The following is a 14,562-nucleotide window of genomic DNA, read 5'->3' as shown; positions in this document are numbered from 1 at the left end:
CGTGGACAGGGAGCCGATCGTGCGGTCCTTCGGGGGCACCGGTGACGGACCGGGCAGACCGGGCCGAGACCCGCAGACCGGCACCCTCGCGGACCGGGTCGAGGCGCTGCTGGACACCGAGGTCCGCCGCGCCGCGAAGGCCGGGACCAGCCATGACTGGACCCTGTCCTACGTCGAACTGGCCGACGGTACCCGGCTGTTCGTCAAGTCCCAGACGCGCGGGGCCGAACCGGCCGGGGCCCTGGCCGCCGAGGCGCGCGGCCTGGAGTGGCTCGGCCGGTGCTTCGGCTCCCCGGTGCTCCAACCCCTGGGCTGGGACGAGCGCCTGCTCGTGCTCCCCCTGGTGGAACAGGACGAACCCACACCCGCCGCCGCCGAACGGCTCGGCCGACAGCTCGCCGGAACCCACCTGACCGGAGCGGACGCCTTCGGTGCCGACTGGCCCGGCTACATCGGCCCGCTGCCGATGGACAACACCCCCGCCCGGCACTGGCCGCGCTTCTACGCCGAACAGCGGCTGCGCCCCTACCTGCGCCAGGCCCTGGACCAGGGGGCGCTCACCCCCACCGACGCCCGGGCGATCGAGCGCGTGGTCGACTCGGTCGAGGAACTGGCCGGGGAGCCCGAACCGCCCGCCCGTGTCCACGGGGACCTGTGGAGCGGCAACGTGCTCTGGCGCGCCCGCGACGCCGTGCTCATCGACCCGGCCGCACACGGCGGCCACCGCGAGGCGGACCTGGCGATGCTGGCGCTGTTCGGCCTGCCCCACCTGGACCGGGTCCGCGACGCCTACAACGAGGTCGCCCCGCTCTCCGCCGGGTGGCGCGGCCGGGTGGCGCTGCACCAGCTGCACCCCCTCCTCGTGCACGTGTGCCTGTTCGGCGCCGCCTACCGGACCACCGCGCTGGAGGCGGCGCGGGCCGCCATCCGCTCCACCTGAGTCACCCCTTGACGCTGCCCGCCAGCAGCCCGCGCACGAAGTAGCGCTGGAGCAGGAAGAACACGAGCAGCGGGACGACGATGGACACGAACGCGCCCGCGGTGAGCCGGTGCCAGGCCTCGCCCCGGGTTCCGGCCAGCTCGGCCAGCCGCACGGTGAGCGGGGCCGTGGAGGTGTCGCCCCCGGCGAAGATCAGCGCCACCAGCAGGTCGTTCCACACCCAGAGGAACTGGAAGATGCCCAGGGAGACCAGGGCGGGCGCGATCAGCGGGAGCGCCACCTTCCGGAAGATCGTCCCGTGCCCGGCCCCGTCCACGCGGGCCGCCTCGAAGAGCGACCTCGGCAGCTGGGACAGGAAGTTGTGCATCAGGAAGATGCCCAGCGGCAGACCGAAGACGGTGTGCGCGACCCACACGTTGGTGAACGCCATCGCCCCGGTGAGCTCCCACGCGGGCAGCAGCTGCACCTCGCCCACCGACACCCCCTGCGAGAAGAAGCGCAACAGCGGCACCAGGGACATCTGGATCGGCACGACCTGGAGGGCGAAGATCCCCAGGAACACCCAGTCGCGGCCCCGGAAGTCGATCCAGGCCAGCGCGTAGGCGGCGAGCGCCGCCAGGCCCAGCACGAACACGGTCGAGGGCAGGGTGATCACGAAGGAGTTCACGAAGTGGCTGGCCAGACGTCCGTCGTTGGCGCTGCCGAAGAGAACGTCCCGGTAGTTGTCCAGCGTCACCTCGGGGGAGCCGAAGAACGTCCACCAGCCGCTGCCGCGGATCTGGTCGGCGGGCCGGAACGACGAGATGAACAGCCCGGCGGTGGGGAGCGTCCACAGGACGGCGATGACCAGTGCCGCGAGGCTGGCCGCCCCTCCGCTGAGCCGACCGCGTACCCGGGCGGCGGCGCTCCGGTTCCGCGCGACGTGATCGATGCTCATGCCAACTCCCTGGCCTTGCGGTTGCGCCGGATCTGGAGGACGACCAGCGGGACGACCAGGACGAAGAGGACCACCGCCAGGGCGGACCCCTGGCCCGTCTGGCCCTGGGAGAAGGCCTGGCTGTACATCTCGTTGGCGATCACGCTGGTGCCGTAGTTGCCGCCGGTCATGGTGCGGACGATGTCGAAGATCTTGAGGGTCTGCGCCGAGATGGTGATGAGCACGACCACCAGGGTGGGCCACACGGACGGCAGGGTGATGCGGGCGAACAGCTGCCAGGCCCCGGCCCCGTCGATCCGGGCGGCCTCCACCGTCTCGGCGGGGATGGCCTTGATCGCGGCGGACATGACCACCATGGCGAACCCGGCCTGGACCCAGATCAGGACCAGGATCAGCAGGAACGTGTTGAGGGGCTGTTCGAGGAGCCACAGCCGGGGCTCGCCGCCGAACCACACGACGATCTGGTTGAGGAGGCCGTACTGCTCCTGGTCGGCGGGCCGGTAGGCGTACACGAACCGCCAGATGATGCTGGCGCCGACGAAGGAGATCGCCATCGGCATGAACACCATCGACTTGGCCAGGGACTCGAACCGGGACCGGTCGATGAGCACGGCGTAGAGCAGGCCGACGGCGGTCGCCAGGGCGGGGGCGAACAGCACCCACAGCAGGGTGTTCGACAGGACCTGGAGGATCTCCGGCCGCTGGAACATCCACTGGTAGTTGGCCAGCCCGACGAACGCGTCCCCGGAGCGGTCGTGGAAGGAGAGCACGGTGGTGCGGACGACGGGGTAGACCAGCCCGCCGAGGAGCAGCAGGACGGCCGGGCCGAGGAAGAAGGCCGCCTGCCAGCGGTCCCTCCTGCTCCTGGGGGTGTCGAGCAGGACGAGCATCAGGCCGATGACGCCGAGGAACACGGCGATCCCGATGAGCATCCAGACGAGCTTGGGCAGCTCGTCCAGGAAGGAGAACTCCATGGAAGACCCCTGGTGGTACCTGGAGGTGTGGGGGGAGGGCCGGCCGGGGCTCCCGGGCCCCGGCCGGAGGGCCGACCGCGTACGTCAGCCCCGAGGGGGCGACCGAACACGGACCGAGGCGAAGCAGTGGCTCAGAGAACTAGGGCCAGGCCGACTCCACGCTCTCCAGGACCGTCGCGGTGTCGGCTCCGGTGACCCAGTCGACCATGCCGCTCCAGAAGACGTTGGTCCCCACGGAGGAGGGCATGGCGTCGCTGCCGTCGAAGTGGAAGACCGTGTCGGGGTCGTTGAGGACCTCGGCGGTGAACTGGTCGGTGGGGTCGGACAGCACGGACGGGTCCAGGTCCTGGTGGGCGGAGACCCAGGAGCCGAGGGAGGCGCGCTGGTTGGCGAACGCGCCCGAGGACAGGTACTCGTGGACGGCGACCACCTCGTCGCGGTCGTCGAAGGCGACGACGAACTCCCCGCCGCCCATGATCGGGACCTCGGAGTCGCCCTCCAGCGGGGGCAGCACGAAACCGTAGACGTCGCCGTCCTCACCGACCTCCACGTCGTCCTCGAACTGGGCGCCGTAGAAGGAACCCATCAGGTACATGGCGCAGCCGCCGTCCAGGAGCGGCATCCCGGCCTCCTGGAAGGAGGTGACGGCGATGCTGTCCACGCCGCCGAAGGTGCCGTTGACGTAGTCCTCGTTGCGGATGACCCCGTCCGCCAGGTCGAAGGCCTCCTCGACCTCGGGGGCGTCGAAGGGGATGTCGTGGGCGATCCAGTCGTGGTAGACGTCCGTGCCCGAGGTGCGCAGGAGCGCGTTCTCGATCCAGTCGGTACCGGGCCAGCCGGTCGCGTCGCCGGACTCGAAGCCCACGCACCAGGGCTTGGTGCCGTCCGCGGCGATGGTGTCGCTGAGCTCGATCATCTCGTCCCAGGTCTCGGGGACCTCGTGGCCGTTCTCGGCGAAGAAGGTGGGGGAGTACCAGACCATCGACTTCATGTTGGCGCCGAGCGGGGAGCCGTACAGGTCGCCGTCGACGGTGGCGTAGCCCCGCCAGTCCTCGCTCCACCCGGACTCGACGTTGCTCCGTACGCCGTCCGCGACCGGGACGGCGTGGCCGTCCCGGGCGGCGCGCTCCAGCAGGCCGGGCTGGGGGATGAAGGCCAGGTCGGGTGCGTTGCCGCCATCGAGGCGGACAGGGAGCTGGGCCTCGAACTCGCCGCTGCCCTCGTACTGGACGGTGATGCCGGAGCAGGCCGCGAAGTCCGCCCAGGACTGCTCCAGGCGGTCGCCCTCCTCGTCGCGGATGGAGGCGTAGACGGAGACGGTGCCGCCGGTGCCCTCCCACTGTTCGTAGGGGGAGCAGTCGATGCCGGAGGTGTCGGCGCTGCCGCCGTCGCCCCCGCTCAGGTAGGAGCAGCCGGAGACGAGGAACACCACGCCTCCGGCGGCCAGGGCGCGTCGAGTGACCGAACTTGGCATGGGGGGTCTCACTCCTTCGGCACGCACACCCACCGGGGGCGGGGGTGTGATCCAGGTCATGCGCTTCTCGATGTAAGTCCCATCCGGGGCGAATGTCCATACCTCGCGCAACTTCTTGCGTAACGATCCGAAATATTGCAGGACAACCGTGTGCGCTGCGCCTTTGCCGAGCCGAAGTGGATCCGGCCACCCGTCCGGTCCCGGGGCGGGTGCGCCGTTCGCCCGACGGGTCCGACGGAGCCGTACATTGGGGGCATGGCTGACGCATCCAGCCCTGGTCAGGGCCCACACGACGGACCCGAACTGCACGTGGCCCTGGTCGGCTACGGCAAGGGCGGCGAGGTCTTCCACGCGCCGCTCATCGACGCCGTCCCGGGGCTGCGCCTGTCCGCCGTGGTCACCGCGTCCCCGGAACGCGCGCGGGCCGCACGGCAGCGCTACCCGTGGATCACCGTGTACCCCAGCGTCGCGGAACTGTGGGCCGACGCCGCACAGTACGAGATCGCGGTGGTCAGCACGCCCAACGACACCCACGCGCCGCTCGCACGGGCCGCGCTGGAGTCCGGGCTGGCCGTGGTCGTGGACAAGCCGTTCGCGCTCACCGCCCGCGAGGCCCGGGAGCTCACCGACCTGGCCGACAAGCTGGGCCACGTGCTCACCGTCTACCAGAACCGCCGCTGGGACGCGGACTTCCTCACCCTGTGGCAGCTGATCGAGGAGGGCAGCCTGGGGCGGGTGCACCGCTTCGAGTCGCGGTTCGAGCGCTGGCGGCCCCAGCCCAAGGGGACCTGGCGGGAGACCGGAGGCGTCGACGCCGGAGCCGGGCTGCTGTACGACCTCGGCCCGCACCTGATCGACCAGGCGGTCAACCTGTTCGGCCCGGTGGCCACCGTCTACGCGGAGATCGACGCCCGCCGTGAGGGGGTGAACGCCGACGACGACGTGTTCCTGTCCCTCGGGCACGTGCGGGGGACCCGCTCCCACCTGTGGATGAGCGCCCTCAGCGCGCAGAACGGACCCCGGTTCCGGGTCCTCGGTGACGTGGCCGCCTTCACCAGCTTCGGCCTGGACGGCCAGGAGGCCCGGCTCACCACGGGCGAGCGACCGGACACCGCCGACTGGGGCGTGGTCCCGCGAGAGGACTGGGGACTCCTCGGCACCGACGGCCACACCGAACCGGTGCCCAGCGCGCGCGGCGCCTACCCGGAGTTCTACGCGGGGGTCCGCGACGCCGTGGGCGAGGGCGAACCCCTGCCGGTGGACCCGCACGAGGTGATCCACGGCCTGGAGGTCATCGAGGCGGCCCGCCGCTCCGCCCGCGCCAACGAGGTCGTGCGGTTGCCAGCCCGCTGACCGGCTCCCGAACCCCGGCCTTGGCCCTATGTTGGACACAGGTCAGTGCAGGGATTCCAACGCCGAAGGAGCAGCGCCGTGGCCCAGGTCCTCGTGGTCGCCGATGACCTCACCGGAGCCAACGCCACGGGCGCGCGGTTCGCCCGCACCGGCATGCGCGTGGCCACGGTGACCCCCGAGCACGTCAGCCGGGTCGCCGGGGACTACGACGTCGTGGTCGCCAACCTGGACAGCAGACACGTCCCGGCCGAGCAGGCGGCCGACCTGGTCACCGACGTCGTCGAGGCGGTCTGGCCGGTCGGTCTGGTGGTCAAGCGCACCGACACCACCCTGCGCGGCAACGTGGGCGCGGAGATCGAGGCCACCTACGACGCCGTTCGCGAGCGACTGCCCGCCGGGACCCGCGTCCGGGTGCTGTTCGCCCCGGCCTTCCCCGGTTCCGGCCGCATCACCGAGGACGGCGTGCAGCTGCTCGACGGGGTGCCGCTGGAGCGCAGCGAGCTCGCCAACGACCCGCTGTGCCCGATGACCACCAGTGTGGTCTCGGACATCCTCGCCGCCCAGACCGACCTCGCCGTGAGACACGTGCCCCTGCGGCGGATCACCCAGGAGATGCTCACCGCCGAGCTGCTCGCCGGTGACGAGCCGATCGTGCTCTGCGACGCCAGTACCGAGCAGCACCTCACCGACATAGCCGAGGCCGCGGCCGCCGCCCACCACGCGGAGGGAATCGTCTGGGTGGCCGTGGACCCCGGTCCCACCGGGGCCCTGCTCGCCTACGCCCTGCGCCTACGCGGCCAGGCCGGTTCACGCGGGCCCCTCCTCGCCGTGGCGGGCAGCACCACCGACCTCACCCGCCGCCAGCTCGCCACGGTCGCCCGCACCGGCGCGGTCCGGTTCGTGGACCTGGACGCCGTGGCCCTCAGCGACCCCGACAGCGACCACCCCGACCAGGTGGCGCGGGAACTCACCGACCACCTGTCCTCCTCGGGCTTCCCCGAGCTCTGCGTGCTGAGAGTGGTCACCACCGCCGAACGCGTCCGCGAACTGCCCGCCCACACGAGGGCCGAGCTGCCGGGCCGCGTCGCCGGTCTCGTGGCCGACGTGGTCAACGACCTGGCCGACACGGTGGGCGCCCAGGCGCTGCCCAGCGGCCTCTACCTGACCGGGGGCGACCTGACCGCCAGCCTCCTGGACGAACTCGACGTGCACGCCTTCGACGTGGGCGGTGAGATCGTCCCGCTGGCCGTACACGGCCACCTCAGCGGGGGCCCGCTCGACGGAACCCCCGTCGTGGCGAAGGGCGGTCTGGTGGGTGACGACATCACGCTGGTCGAGTGCCTGGCCAAACTGCGCCGGTCGGTGCAGGCCCGCCTGCACCAGGTCCACTCCGAGGTGTCCGAACACGTGATCCCCACCGCGACCCGCGACGTGTAGTGGCCCGGTGGCTCCGGGCTGCTCGGACCGGAGACGCCGGGCGGCATAAGGCTCCGGCTGTTCAACCCGCGTGGGCGGGCCCTTTCTCGAAGGCCTGCTCCACCCGCAGGCGTTGTGTGTGGTGCATGTCCAGCTCACGGGCTTCCTGCCGGGTGAACCAGCCCGCCTCGTGCGACTCGTGGCTGACTGCCAGCTCTCCTCCGAGGACCCGGGCACGGAAGCAGACGTTGAACTGGCGGCGTACCTCACCGTCGTCATAGGCGATCACGTGCCGGGGATCGGTGTAGGTACCGACCAACCCCGACACCACGACCTCGTAACCGGTCTCCTCGAGAACCTCACGCGCGGCGGCCTGAGGGAGGCTCTCCGTCATCTCCATCGCTCCACCCGGCATCGCCCACAAGCCGTTGTCCACCCGCCTCTGGAGAAGGATTCGGCCTTCGTCGTCGATGACCGCGGCGCTGGCAGCGACCACCAGGTTGTTGGGCTCCGGAGCGTCCGGGGCGTCGAAGTACTCGGTTCTGGCCATGTCCTGAATCACCCCTCCAGAGGTCGGGCTGTGCTCCACACGGCGTCCATGCTGGCGGCGTAGGCGTCGAACAATCCGCTGGGAGCCCTGCGTTTCAGCCGTAGCAACGGGTTTCCGAACGCGGTGACACCGTAGACGTGCGTGTTCACGTACATCTGGTCATCGGCTCGGTAGAGCGAGTTGTACAACGTCGAGGAGTGCACTCTCACCGCGACCCCTGGGGCGGACGCCACGTTCTGGTAGTGCATCGCGGTCAGGTGGCATCGGGACTGGATCCCATGGCCGAAGTGTTCCTCCTCGCCTCGAACACGCACCGCCTCGCATTCGGGATCTCCGATGAGTACACGCACACGGACACCGTTCTCCGCCTTCTCACGGAGCAGTTGGTTCCAGTCGGGAATCTGTTCGTGGAGGAACAGCGCGGCGAAGACCAGTATCTCGATCGACTTCTCGGCCGCCGCGAACATCTCCCGCCAGTGTTCCGCTGGTACGTCGGAGCGCTGACGGTGCAGTTCCACCAGGTCCGTGGCGTCGGACCTGGGCGTGTCCAACGCGGGCCAGAGTTCCCGGACCTCCGTACCCAGCACCCGGGCCACGGAGTGGGCGTTCCGGCGGTGCGGTACGCGTCCGGTGGTGATCCAACGAACCACGGTCTTCGGGTCGGTACCGACGCGCTGCGCGAGGGAGGTCGCCGTGTGACCGGATCGCTCCAAGTGAGCGCGGAGACGTTCGTTGGGGGGCATGGGACGTTTCTACCGCACGAGGACGTCCTGCGAGGTGTCCTCTGTGGGGTCGATACGTCCCTCCGATCACGGCCAGAATCGTGAACAGGATCTATGGGAACGAAGGAGCGATCGACGATGCACGACGACGAACTCCCGAAGACGGAACGTGGTCCCGTGGCGCACGAGATCCCACCCGTCCTCGTCACACTCGGAGACGCCGTGGAGCTGACTGAGGGAACGAGTAACAGGAGCGGAACCGAGGACAAGCGCTACAAGTACCGGTAGCTCGTACGAGGGAGTCGGCAGGCGCTCACCAGAACAGGAGAGTCATGCAGTGGTTCGGCGGGACACTCGGTTCGCACACGCTCCACCCGGTCTCCTCCACGTGGTCTCGGAAACTCTCTTGCGGGCGGTTGTGGACAGCCGGTGCCGCCAACAGAGTGTCCCTGGCCACGGCCGAAGTGGGTCCTCTGTTCGGTGCGGTGATCGGTTCCCACACGGTTTCCCCTGAGCGTCTGAGCGCGTGGCTCTCAGGGGAATGGCGTTCCGGACCACCTTCCTGGGCGGGCAACTACGCCGTTCTCGTCGCCTCCGGGGGAGAGGCCACCGTGTTCGCTGATCCGGTCCACGCGTTGCCCCTCCACTACCGCGAAGTCGACGGGGCGGTGGCGTGGGCGTCGTCGAGCCGTGCCCTCTCCGGTATCACCCGCAGTGGAGTGGACCCCGTCTGGGTCTCGGGCCTGCTCCTGGCTCCTCCGGAGGCACACGGGACACACCGAAGCGCCTTCCCGGACGTACGCACCGTCCCGCCGGGGCACTCGCTGCGGGTGAGCGGAGGTGGGCGAGCCCGCGTCAGTCGTTGGTGGTCACGGCCCAGGGTCACCCGACGGGTCGAGGCGTCGGATCGGTTCAGGGCCGCTCTGGAAGAAGCGGTCGCGGTACGGACCGCACAGGCCGGACACCTGTCCTGTGACCTGAGCGGTGGGCTGGACTCGACCACGCTGTGCCTTCTCGCCTCCGCGGGGAGGCGGGGCCTGACAGCCTGGACCGTCCACCCGGCCTCGAGACTCCGGGGTGCGGACCTGGACCACGCGCGGAACGCCATGTCCGGTCGGCCCCACGTACGGCATGCGCTGTTGCCCATGACCGATGTGGAACTTCCCTACGGCGGCCTGGACCGGCTACCACCCACGGACGAACCAGCGCCAGCGACGATCACCCGGAACCGGCACGTTCTGGCCTACCAGCGGATCAGCGCCTTCGGTAGCACGCTCCACATGACGGGAGACGGAGGCGACGCCCTTCTGATGCAGTCCCCCGAACTCGTGCTCAGGCTGGCGGCTGGCGGACGTGTGCTCCGGGCTCTTCGCGACCTGCAGGGATGGGCCAAACTCGATCGCGGCAGCCCCCTCCGTCTACTGCCAGGCGCGGTCGGGGCTGGGCGACCCACGTTTCCCCGCTGGTCCACCGCGAAGGCGCGGGAACTGGCGGGTCCCGGAGAGGGGCGTCGCATCAGGGACTTGCTGCGCACTGACGCGGAACTCGCCACACTGTCCGGTATCGGACGCACCGCCCACGCCGACACCCAGTTCGCCGAGCCCTTCGGGGTGCGCCTCGAGTCTCCGTTCCTGGACCGGAACGTGGTGGAGTCCGCCATGGCCTTCCGGGTTCGGGACCGAGGTTCGCCCTGGAGGTACAAGCCCCAGTTGACGGAAGCCATGGGAGACGTACTGCCCGACGGGGTCGCCCAGCGCCGCACGAAGGGCGGTACGGACGCCGATCACCACCTCGGACTACGTGCACATCTGCCCGAGGTGTCGGCCCTTCTCAGCGACGGCTGGCTCGCGGGCCACGGCCTGGTCGACGTGGAGGTCCTCCTCGCGGAGCTGCGGTCCGCTGCTACGGGCAGGCGCGTGTCATGGGGGATGCTGGAACCGGTGGTGGCCGCCGAAGCGTGGGTACGGACGGTCGAAGCAGGCCCCCCGGTCAGGTGGACGCGGGTCGCCGCGTGCTCGGGGGTGAAGGGGTGACCCTCCCGTCCTCTGTCGTCCCCGCCGGGGACCTGAGGTTGGTCTGTTTCCCCGCCTCGTGCGTCGCGCTCGACGTGCGGTCGGGAACGGTGCGACTCCTCTCCGAAGGGGGCTCGGAGGCCCTTGTGCACCTGCGGAGCACCGGCGGAGCCACATCGACGTCATGCGAGCGGGAACGCGTGTTCCTCGCCCTGTTGGTCGCAGGGATCCTCCTCCCGGGAGAGAGCCACCGTGACTGGGACCGGGTCAGACTCGGTGTGCCCTCCTCCGCCAGTTGGGGAGCGTCCGAGAGTCCAGCCGCGCTGGAGCCCCTTCCGGCGGCATCATGGCGGTGGTACGCCCTGGGAGCACTTGCGCTGTTGGTCGTGCTGAGCTGTGGCGCGGGAAGCCGCAGAGGTGCGTTCACACGTACTCGACGGCTGGTGGCCAGGGCCAAACGGGGAGCCCCGGACCTCGACGCGGCCGAGGAGGCGGCGAGGGCCGTGCGGAGGGTCGGTCGCCTGGTCCCGCTGCGCGTGGCATGTTGGGAAGAAGCCGCGGCGACCAGTACCGCTCTGCGCTGGGCGGGCTTCCAGGCGGCGTTTCGGCACGGAGTGGCGACCGACCCGGTGCGATTGCACGCCTGGGTCGAGGTCCGGGGACGGGCCGTCGCCGAGTCCGACGACATCACCGACTACACACCTTTCGAGGAGCCTCGTGAGTGACATCGCCGAACCGGTTCTCTGGGCACGGGCCGAGGGCATCGCCCTGGGGGCCCTGCGCTCGGACCTGGCTCACGAGTACTGGCGGTGGGAGAGCGACCCCGGCGCGGTGTTGGGATACGGCCGCCAGGTGGCCGAGAGCCCCGAGTCCCGAGCCGAGGGACTCCAACACCAGTTGCGCGGAGCCCCTGACCAGGCACGGTTCACCGTCTACGACCTGCGGGGCGGCGAACCGACCCCGTGCGGACTCGCGAGTCTGCTCATCGACCACGCGGTGCGCACCGCCGAGTTCGTCCTCGTCATCGCGCCGGAGGCCAGGGGCACGGGCGCGGGTACCGTGGCCACTCGGTTGACGTTGGACTACGCCTTCCACATCATCGGGCTGGAGATGGTCTGGCTCAAGGTCCTGGAGCCCAACACCGGGGGAAGAAACGCCTACGCCAGGGCCGGTTTCCGGGAGGTCGGCGCCATGCGCAGCGCCGGGCTCTGGAAGGGGCGGCGCTGCGCGGAGATGGTGATGGACGCTCTGCCGGACGAGTTCCCGTGGCCCTCCGTCCTCGTGGACGGGGAGGCCTGAAGAAGGGGCGCGGTGCCACCTCTGCACCGCGCCCCCGTATGTCGGGCCCTACGCCTTCGCGTCCTCGATGATGTGGTTGGCCGCCAGTTTCCCGACCAGTTCAGCCAGGGTTCCGGGGGCCTCCAGGGGGCCCATGTGGCCGAGACCCGGGATCACCCGGACCTCGACGGGGTCCTGGACCAGCTCACCGATGTGGTGGGCGTGCCACGGGGGAGTCAGCTTGTCCTCGTCACCTCCGACGACGACGGTGGGCACCGCGATCTCCCGCACCGAGTCGTCCAGGTGCAGCCTCGTCATGACCCGGCCCCACTCGCCGCGGGGGATGCTTCCGCACTCGTGCACCAGCCGGGCGCACAGGCGCTTCGCGGCCGGGCTGCTCCCCTTGCCCATGACCAGGTACCGGAGCACGTTGGCGCTTCCGGCGTTGGCCGGGCCCAGGGGCAGCGGCGCGGTCAGGAAGACCTTCGCGCCCAACTTCCCGAGCGGGCCGGGCAGGGGGATCGCGGTCGACCGGTCGGGCAGCTCCGTGCACCCGGTGTTGGTCAGGAGCACCGCGGCCACCTTCTCCTTGAAGGTCGCGCGCGGCCCCGAGGCCATGATGGTCATCCCGCCCATGCTGTGCCCGGCGACCACCGCTTTGTGCCCGGTGGGCACGGTCGCCTCCAGGACGGCGCACAGGTCGTCCGCGAGCTTCTCCGTGCCGTAGCCCGCGCGGGTGAGGGGGGTCTGGCTCCGCCCGTGGCCGCGCTGGTCGTAGAGGACCACCTGGAGGTTCGGGTCGAGGTCCCGCACCACGGGGCCCCAGGAGGCCAGGGACGTGGACCAGCAGTGGGAGAACACCACGGTCGGTCCGTCCGAGGGCCCGCGCACCTCGACGTGCAACTGGGTGCCGTCGTCGGACCGGACCCGGAGTTCCCGTGCCGGTCCCACGTGTCGTGTCGCCATGGGGGTCTGCCTCTCAGTCGTCGAGGTCGATGCGGGGGACGGCGAAGGGCGGTGTGCCCGACCCGTTCACCGGGAGCCCTCCCCACAGGTTGGGGCCGTCGAGTTCACCGACCCCCTCGTGGCCGTCGGGGGTGCGCACGATGACTGTACGCGCCCCCTCCTCGTAGGCCCTGGTGAGTCCGGGCTCCGGGGCCAGGCGCCCCTTCCAGCGGTAGTCGCCGGTGAGCGGCGAGAAGTGTCCGGCGAAGTGCGCCCGGACCTCGAAGCTCTCCGCCGGATCCGTGCCCTCGGAGTGCAGCTGGACCGTCACGGGGCCCTGGTACTCCTCTTCCTCGTCGTCGAAACCGCTCACGCGCCCTCTCCTCCGGTCGGTACGGGGCGCCGGCTGCTCGGGGCGCGGCGCAGGTCGTAGTTGTGCGGGTCGAACCAGCGGGTGCGCAGCGCGTAGTTCCAGGTGAAGGTGGGCCACAGCGTGGTGTTGCGGCCCTGCTCGTTCAGGTACCAGCTGTCGCAGCCCCCCGTCACCCACACGGTGCCCCGCATGGACCTGTGGACCATCTCGTTGTAGGCGTGCTGGGCCTCGGGGCGGGGCTCCAAGCGGTCCACCCGGTTGCGGCAGGCGAACTTCAGCGCCTGCATGGTGTACCGGATCTGCGCCTCGATCATGAACACCTGCGAGGTGTGCCCCAGGCCGGTGTTGGGTCCGGCGAGCACGAACGCGTTGGGGAAGCCGCTCACGGTGGTGCCCCGGAAGGCCTGGACGTCGTCCCCCCAGTGCTCGGCGAGCGAACGGCCCCGCGCGTCGTACACGCGGTGCGCGATGGGCGGGTCGGTGACCTGGAAGCCCGTGCCGAGGATGATCGTGTCCACCTCGTGCTCGGTCTCCCGGCCGGAGGAGTCCCGGGTGACGACGGAGTTCGCCCGGACCTCGACGATGCCGTCGGTGACCACGTCCGCGTTGGGCCGGGCCAGCGCGGGGTAGTAGTCGTTGGACATCAGGATGCGCTTGCACCCGGCGCGGAAGGTGGGGGTGAGCTTCCGCCGCAGTTCGGGGTCCTTCACGCTGCGGTTGATGTTGGCCCGGCCGAGCCGTTCCACGACCCCGAGCAGCCTGGGGTTCTTCGCGAACCCGAAGATGTAGGTCTCGCGCCCCCAGTAGATGCTCTTGCGGGCGATCTGCTGGGCGCCCGGGACGTTCCGGTAGAGCCAGCTCTCGGCCTTGGTGATGTCCCGGTCGTGGCGGAACATCACCCACGGGGCGGTGCGCTGGAACAGCGTCAGCCTCTCCACGAGCGGCTGGATCTTCGGCACGAACTGGATCGCGGACGCGCCGGTGCCGATCACCGCCACCCTGCGCCCGGTGAGGTCGTGCTCGTGGTCCCACTCCGCTGAGTGGAAGAGCCTGCCCTCGAAGGAGTCGAGGCCCTTGATGTCCGGGTAGGTGGGGTCGGCCAGCGGACCGGCGCCGCTGACCAGGAACTGCGCGGTGACGGTTCCGCTGGTGGTCTCGATCCGCCAGCGGTTCTCCTCCGGCTCCCAGCGGGCGGCCCGGACGTCGCTGTCGTACCGGACGTGCCGGTCCACGCCGTGCTCCCCGGCGACCCGCTTCATGTACTCCCAGATCTCCGGCTGCGGGGAGAAGGTCCGGCTCCAGCCGGGGTTGAGCGCGAAGGAGAACGAGTACAGGTGGGAGGGGACGTCGCAGGCGGCACCGGGATACGAGTTGTCGCGCCAGGTCCCGCCGATCCCGTCGGCCCGTTCGAGGATGACGAAGTCCCGGAGCCCGGCCTGTGTGAGGCGCACAGCCATGCCGATCCCGGCGAACCCTGAGCCGATGATGGCGACCCGGTGGTGCGGCACTTCTTCGGTCACGATGCTGTTCCCTTCGTACGGGCCCGGTGCGGCCGTGGACGCTGGCGTACCGACCGGCAAGTATGGAC

15 protein-coding genes are annotated in these 14,562 nt (G+C 70.4%); 7 read left to right on the top strand and 8 right to left on the bottom strand.

Going from position 1 to position 14,562, the window contains the following annotated elements; genetic code table 11:
* The first annotated feature begins 1 nt into the window (after position 1).
* On the top strand, positions 2-940 hold the full coding sequence (locus tag AC0VYM_RS22785) for a fructosamine kinase family protein (RefSeq protein WP_475455394.1): 939 nt from the start codon (positions 2-4) through the stop codon (positions 938-940).
* 1 nt (position 941) lies between these two features.
* Here the strand turns inward: AC0VYM_RS22785 and AC0VYM_RS22780 are convergent, their stop codons facing one another.
* The 3 genes from AC0VYM_RS22780 to AC0VYM_RS22770 form a co-directional block, all read right to left on the bottom strand.
* Positions 942-1,877: a carbohydrate ABC transporter permease gene (locus AC0VYM_RS22780; protein WP_475455392.1), complete on the bottom strand. Its 936-nt coding sequence runs from the start codon at positions 1,875-1,877 to the stop codon at positions 942-944.
* Positions 1,874-2,851, bottom strand: a complete 978-nt coding sequence (locus tag AC0VYM_RS22775; protein WP_475455390.1) for a carbohydrate ABC transporter permease — start codon at positions 2,849-2,851, stop codon at positions 1,874-1,876. The genes AC0VYM_RS22780 and AC0VYM_RS22775 overlap by 4 nt, the downstream gene beginning before the upstream one ends.
* A gap of 139 nt (positions 2,852-2,990) precedes the next feature.
* Positions 2,991-4,325 (bottom strand): ABC transporter substrate-binding protein, encoded by a 1,335-nt coding sequence (locus tag AC0VYM_RS22770; RefSeq protein WP_475455388.1) that lies wholly within the window; start codon positions 4,323-4,325, stop codon positions 2,991-2,993.
* Positions 4,326-4,580: 255 nt separating this feature from the next.
* On the opposite strand from AC0VYM_RS22770, the gene AC0VYM_RS22765 reads away from it, so the two are divergent.
* Positions 4,581-5,678 (top strand): Gfo/Idh/MocA family oxidoreductase, encoded by a 1,098-nt coding sequence (locus AC0VYM_RS22765; protein ID WP_475455386.1) that lies wholly within the window; start codon positions 4,581-4,583, stop codon positions 5,676-5,678.
* Positions 5,679-5,756: 78 nt separating this feature from the next.
* The gene (locus tag AC0VYM_RS22760) at positions 5,757-7,115 is read left to right on the top strand and encodes a four-carbon acid sugar kinase family protein (RefSeq protein WP_475455384.1); all 1,359 of its coding nucleotides are present in this window, start codon (positions 5,757-5,759) and stop codon (positions 7,113-7,115) included.
* A 61-nt stretch (positions 7,116-7,176) separates the two neighbouring features.
* On the opposite strand, the gene AC0VYM_RS22755 is transcribed toward AC0VYM_RS22760, so the two are convergent.
* Together AC0VYM_RS22755 and AC0VYM_RS22750 are read right to left on the bottom strand one after the other, a co-directional pair.
* Positions 7,177-7,644 (bottom strand): NUDIX hydrolase, encoded by a 468-nt coding sequence (locus AC0VYM_RS22755; RefSeq protein ID WP_475455382.1) that lies wholly within the window; start codon positions 7,642-7,644, stop codon positions 7,177-7,179.
* Positions 7,645-7,652: 8 nt separating this feature from the next.
* Complete coding sequence (locus AC0VYM_RS22750) at positions 7,653-8,387, bottom strand: helix-turn-helix domain-containing protein (protein WP_475455380.1); 735 nt, start codon at positions 8,385-8,387, stop codon at positions 7,653-7,655.
* Between the two features lie 117 nt (positions 8,388-8,504).
* Here AC0VYM_RS22750 and AC0VYM_RS22745 point away from each other — a divergent pair, with 117 nt between their 5' ends.
* From AC0VYM_RS22745 to AC0VYM_RS22730, 4 genes are read left to right on the top strand one after another with little or no spacing between them, the layout of a single operon-like run.
* Positions 8,505-8,654, top strand: coding sequence for an albusnodin family lasso peptide (locus AC0VYM_RS22745; RefSeq protein WP_475455378.1), 150 nt, complete (start codon positions 8,505-8,507; stop codon positions 8,652-8,654).
* A 44-nt stretch (positions 8,655-8,698) separates the two neighbouring features.
* Positions 8,699-10,399: an albusnodin/ikarugamycin family macrolactam cyclase gene (locus tag AC0VYM_RS22740; protein WP_475455376.1), complete on the top strand. Its 1,701-nt coding sequence runs from the start codon at positions 8,699-8,701 to the stop codon at positions 10,397-10,399.
* Positions 10,288-11,103 carry a lasso peptide biosynthesis B2 protein gene (locus tag AC0VYM_RS22735; RefSeq protein ID WP_475455374.1) on the top strand — a complete coding sequence of 272 codons (816 nt, stop codon included), beginning with the start codon at positions 10,288-10,290 and terminating at the stop codon, positions 11,101-11,103. Before AC0VYM_RS22740 ends, AC0VYM_RS22735 begins: the two co-directional genes overlap by 112 nt.
* A complete protein-coding gene (locus AC0VYM_RS22730; protein WP_475455372.1) occupies positions 11,096-11,677 on the top strand; it encodes a GNAT family N-acetyltransferase in 582 nt (193 codons plus the stop codon). The genes AC0VYM_RS22735 and AC0VYM_RS22730 overlap by 8 nt, the downstream gene beginning before the upstream one ends.
* Before the next feature lie 48 nt (positions 11,678-11,725).
* On the opposite strand, the gene AC0VYM_RS22725 is transcribed toward AC0VYM_RS22730, so the two are convergent.
* Genes AC0VYM_RS22725 through AC0VYM_RS22715 form a run of 3 tightly spaced genes read right to left on the bottom strand, consistent with a single transcriptional unit; the run spans position 11,726 to position 14,494 of the window.
* Positions 11,726-12,622: an alpha/beta fold hydrolase gene (locus tag AC0VYM_RS22725; RefSeq protein ID WP_475455370.1), complete on the bottom strand. Its 897-nt coding sequence runs from the start codon at positions 12,620-12,622 to the stop codon at positions 11,726-11,728.
* A 13-nt stretch (positions 12,623-12,635) separates the two neighbouring features.
* Entirely contained in the window at positions 12,636-12,974 is a 339-nt protein-coding gene (locus AC0VYM_RS22720) for a DUF4873 domain-containing protein (RefSeq protein ID WP_475455368.1), read from the bottom strand.
* Positions 12,971-14,494 (bottom strand): flavin-containing monooxygenase, encoded by a 1,524-nt coding sequence (locus tag AC0VYM_RS22715; RefSeq protein WP_475455366.1) that lies wholly within the window; start codon positions 14,492-14,494, stop codon positions 12,971-12,973. The genes AC0VYM_RS22720 and AC0VYM_RS22715 overlap by 4 nt, the downstream gene beginning before the upstream one ends.
* Positions 14,495-14,562: the final 68 nt, after the last annotated feature.

The sequence above is a fragment of the Nocardiopsis sp. iso_237 genome, assembly GCF_056173345.1.
Note: the sequence above shows the minus strand (reverse complement) of the source record. Positions and strands in the feature narration are given on the sequence as shown.